Annotated in this window: 5 protein-coding genes; all 5 read left to right on the top strand. The window is 65.3% G+C overall.

Going from position 1 to position 3,882, the window contains the following annotated elements; genetic code table 11:
• Positions 1-10: 10 nt before the first annotated feature.
• The 5 genes from ACIQ42_RS16850 to ACIQ42_RS16870 are packed head-to-tail and all read left to right on the top strand — an operon-like array spanning position 11 to position 3,750.
• Positions 11-166 (top strand): carbon-phosphorus lyase complex subunit PhnI, encoded by a 156-nt coding sequence (locus ACIQ42_RS16850; protein WP_397423400.1) that lies wholly within the window; start codon positions 11-13, stop codon positions 164-166.
• Positions 163-1,071 carry an alpha-D-ribose 1-methylphosphonate 5-phosphate C-P-lyase PhnJ gene (locus ACIQ42_RS16855; protein WP_397423397.1) on the top strand — a complete coding sequence of 303 codons (909 nt, stop codon included), beginning with the start codon at positions 163-165 and terminating at the stop codon, positions 1,069-1,071. The genes ACIQ42_RS16850 and ACIQ42_RS16855 overlap by 4 nt, the downstream gene beginning before the upstream one ends.
• A 2-nt stretch (positions 1,072-1,073) precedes the next feature.
• The gene (phnK, locus tag ACIQ42_RS16860; protein ID WP_397423398.1) at positions 1,074-1,895 is read left to right on the top strand and encodes a phosphonate C-P lyase system protein PhnK; all 822 of its coding nucleotides are present in this window, start codon (positions 1,074-1,076) and stop codon (positions 1,893-1,895) included.
• A gap of 6 nt (positions 1,896-1,901) precedes the next feature.
• Positions 1,902-2,606 carry a phosphonate C-P lyase system protein PhnL gene (gene phnL / locus ACIQ42_RS16865; RefSeq protein ID WP_397401281.1) on the top strand — a complete coding sequence of 235 codons (705 nt, stop codon included), beginning with the start codon at positions 1,902-1,904 and terminating at the stop codon, positions 2,604-2,606.
• A gap of 4 nt (positions 2,607-2,610) precedes the next feature.
• The gene (locus tag ACIQ42_RS16870) at positions 2,611-3,750 is read left to right on the top strand and encodes an alpha-D-ribose 1-methylphosphonate 5-triphosphate diphosphatase (RefSeq protein ID WP_397423399.1); all 1,140 of its coding nucleotides are present in this window, start codon (positions 2,611-2,613) and stop codon (positions 3,748-3,750) included.
• The last annotated feature ends 132 nt before the right edge of the window (positions 3,751-3,882 follow it).

Consider the following 3,882-nt stretch of genomic DNA (forward strand, 5'->3'; position numbering starts at 1 on the left):
CGAGGAGTTCGTGCTCTACCACTCTGACAATGTCGAGGCGTCAGGCTTCGTCCAGCACCTGAAGCTGCCCCATTATGTAGACTTCCAGGCCGATCTCCAGCTGATCCGCCGCCTGCGCAGGGAACATGCTGATCGGCAGGCCGCAATGAAGGAAGCGGCAGAATGACCGCCCGCACCAACGAACCTGAGCGCTACTACAACTACGCCTACCTCGATGAGCAGACCAAGCGGATGATCCGCCGTGCGATCCTCAAGGCTCTGGCCATACCTGGCTACCAGGCGCCGTTCGGATCTCGCGAGATGCCGGTGCCCTATGGTTGGGGAACGGGCGGCATCCAGCTGACCGCCGCGATCATCGGTCCCGACGATGTCTACAAGTGCATCGACCAGGGCGCCGACGACACCACCAACGCGGTCTCCATCCGCAGGTTCTTTGCCCAGGTCGCCGACGTGGCCACCACCGAGGACACGGCCGCCGCGACGATCATCCAGACCCGGCACAGGATCCCGGAGCAGGGCCTGACCGAGGGCCAGGTGCTGGTCTTCCAGGTACCCCAGCCGGAGCCACTGCGCGGGCTCGAGGCGCGTGAGACCGAGACGCGGGCCATGCATGCCTATGAAGAGTACGGGCTTCAGTACGTCTCGCTCTACGAGAGCGTCGCCACCTATGGGCGGATCGCCTCGACAGTGGGCTATCCCACCATGATCGACGAGCGCTACCTGATGAGCCCCTCGCCGATCCCGAAGTTTGACAATCCCAAGCTGGACGACAATCCGGCCATCCTGCTGTTTGGCGCCGGGCGGGAGAAACGCATCTACGCCGTGCCGCCCTACACGCGGGTCCGCAGCCTGGACTTCGACGACTATCCCTTCGAGACCCAGACCTGGGAAGAAGACTGCGCCCTGTGCGGCGCTACCGAGAGCTATCTCGACGAGGTGGTTCTCGATGACTCCGGGGAGCGGATGTTCGTCTGCTCCGACAGCAGCTTCTGCTCGGATCGTCGGGCTGCCGGACATGCCGGATCAATGGCTGGCCACCAGCTGGCGACACTCGACAAGGCGCCCGTATGACGATGGCCACGATTGAACGCTCACCGGCCCAGACCGCCGCCGGGATGGGTCAGGAAGCACCGCTCCTGCGGGTGAGCAACCTGTCAAAATGGTATGGCCACGTGGTCGGCTGCCGCGACGTTTCGTTTGAACTTCGGGCCGGCGAAGTGCTTGGGATTGTCGGCGAGAGCGGCTCTGGCAAGACCACGCTGCTGAACGTCATCTCCGGTCGCCTCCCGCCGACGTCGGGGGTTGTCGAGTTTGACGCCTCGCGGTTCGGCCTCACCGACATCTATGGCCTCAACGAACCCGATCGCCGGCGGATGCAGCGCGAGGACTGGGGCTTCGTGCATCAGAACCCCCGCGACGGCCTGCGTATGCGGGTGTCCGGCGGTGCCAATGTCGCCGAGCCGCTGATGAACCTGGGCAACCGCCACTATGGCAAGATGCGCCAGGCTACGCTGGAATGGCTGAACCGGGTGGAGCTGGACACCAGCCGCATCGACGACAAGCCGCGTAACTTCTCCGGCGGCATGCAGCAGCGCATCCAGGTGGCTCGAAACCTGATCCACGGGCCGCGCCTTGTGTTCATGGACGAGCCCACCGGCGGACTGGACGTCTCCGTGCAGGCGCGGTTGCTGGATCTGCTTCGCGAGCTGGTCAGGGACCTTGGCCTGGCTGTGATTATCGTCACCCATGACATGGCCGTCGCCCGCCTGATGGCCGACCGGTTGATCGTCATGAAGAGCGGCTATGTGGTGGAAACAGGTCTGACGGACCAGGTCCTGGACGACCCCCAACACCCCTACAGCCAACTCCTCGTTTCCTCCGTCCTGCAGATCTAGGTCACCATGAGCGCCCAGCCCCTGATCGTGGTGGAGGATCTCGCCAAGACCTTCACGCTTCACAACGCCGAGTCGGCGACCATTCCCGTGTTCGAGCGGCTGGACCTCGAGGTCTCGCCCGGAGAATGCGTGGTGCTGGCCGGTGAGTCCGGCGTCGGCAAGTCGACGCTGATGCGATCCATTTTTGGCAACTATCTACCCACCCGGGGCTCGGTCCGGGTGCTGCATGACGGTGCCTATGTCGACATCACCCGCGCCCTGCCCCACCAGGTGCTGGACGTACGGCGACGCACGCTGGGTTATGTCAGCCAGTTCCTGCGGGTGATCCCCCGGATCTCGACGCTTCAGCTGACCATGGAGCCGCTGCTGGAAAATGGCGTCGATGCCGTGGAGGCGCAGCAACGCGCCGAAGCCCTGCTGTCAGCCCTGCGACTCCCTCGCGCCCACTGGGACCTGCCCCCGGCCACCTTCTCCGGCGGGGAGCAGCAGCGCGTGAACATCGCCCGCAGCTTCATCCGCAACTATCCGGTCATGCTGCTGGATGAGCCGACCGCGTCGCTTGACGCCGAGAACCGCGCCATCGTGGTCACCCTGATCCGCGAGGCCCTGGACAGGGGCGCGGCGATGATTGGCATTTTCCACGACAGCGACGTGCGCGACGCCGTAGCCACCCGGCTGTTCGGTGTGTCCGAATTCAAGGCGGCGGCATAGGGCCATGGAACGTCGAATCTACTCCGAAAACATCGTCTCTCCGGCCGGCCTGATCCGCGGTGAGGTCGTCCTGCACGGCGAGAACATCGTAGCTGTCGAGGCGCGCAACGCGCCATCGACGTCGGCGCTCGACTGGGGCGCCGACTGGCTGGTCCCTGGTCTGGTGGATATCCACACCGACAATCTGGAAAAGCACTATCAGCCGCGCCCCGGCGCACTCTGGGACGCCTATGGCGCCGCGCTGGCCCATGACGGGCAATGCGCCTCGGCCGGGATCACCACAGTGCTGGATTCCCTGAGCCTCCACGGTCGCAAGGAGGGGCTGGACCGCAAGGAAGCCCTCGGGCCGATGATCGGTGGGATGGACCGTGCTCAGGCGGATGGCGCGCTCCGCGCCGAACATCTGCTGCACCTGCGCTGCGAGGTGACAAACCCGGAGTTGCTATCCCTTCTGGAGCCCCATGCCGACAATGCGCGGCTGAAACTTCTGTCCGTGATGGATCACACCCCGGGTCAGCGGCAAACAAGCGACGTCGCGAAACTCGTCAGTCGGCTTGTGACCGCCGGCCACAGTGAGGCGGAAATCGCAGATATCACGGCTGAGCGTCACGAAGGCCGTGCCCCCGAGTTGGCCTACGCCAATCGCCGCAGCGTCGTGGCTTTTGCGCGCGAGTACGGCGTGCCGATCTGTGCGCACGATGACGCGACCGAAGCGCATGTGGACGAAGCCCATCAGGACGGTTGCGTGATCGCCGAGTTCCCGGTCACTCTGACCGCGGCGCTGCGGTCCAAGAGCTATGGTATGGCGATCTGCATGGGCGGCCCGAATTTCGTGCGCGGCAGCTCCCATTCTGGCAACCTGTCGGCAAGGGAGTGCGCCCAGCATGGCGTGCTCGACATTCTGGCCTCGGATTATGTGCCGCTCTCGATGCTGCGTTCCGCCTTCATGCTGATCGACGATTTTGCCTGGGCGCCCGAGCGGGCGCTGGCGACGGTCGCGGCCACGCCGGCGCGTAGCCTGGGCCTGAACGACCGTGGCGAAATCGCTGCGGGTCAGCGCGCCGACCTGTTGCGCATCGCCCGGCGTACCGCCGGCTGGCCGGTGCCGGCGGAAGTCTGGCGGCAGGGCGTTCGGGTGGCATGACGGCGCGTTACGGCATCTATTTCGCTCCTAGGCACACGACCTCGCTGTGGTCGAAGGCCTCCGCCTGGCTCGGCCGCGACGCGGAGGACGGCAAGGCGCTCGAAAGACCGATGCTGCCGGCGCTTGAGGGGC

It is taken from the genome of Phenylobacterium sp. (assembly GCF_044372605.1).
Taxonomy (GTDB): domain Bacteria; phylum Pseudomonadota; class Alphaproteobacteria; order Caulobacterales; family Caulobacteraceae; genus Phenylobacterium.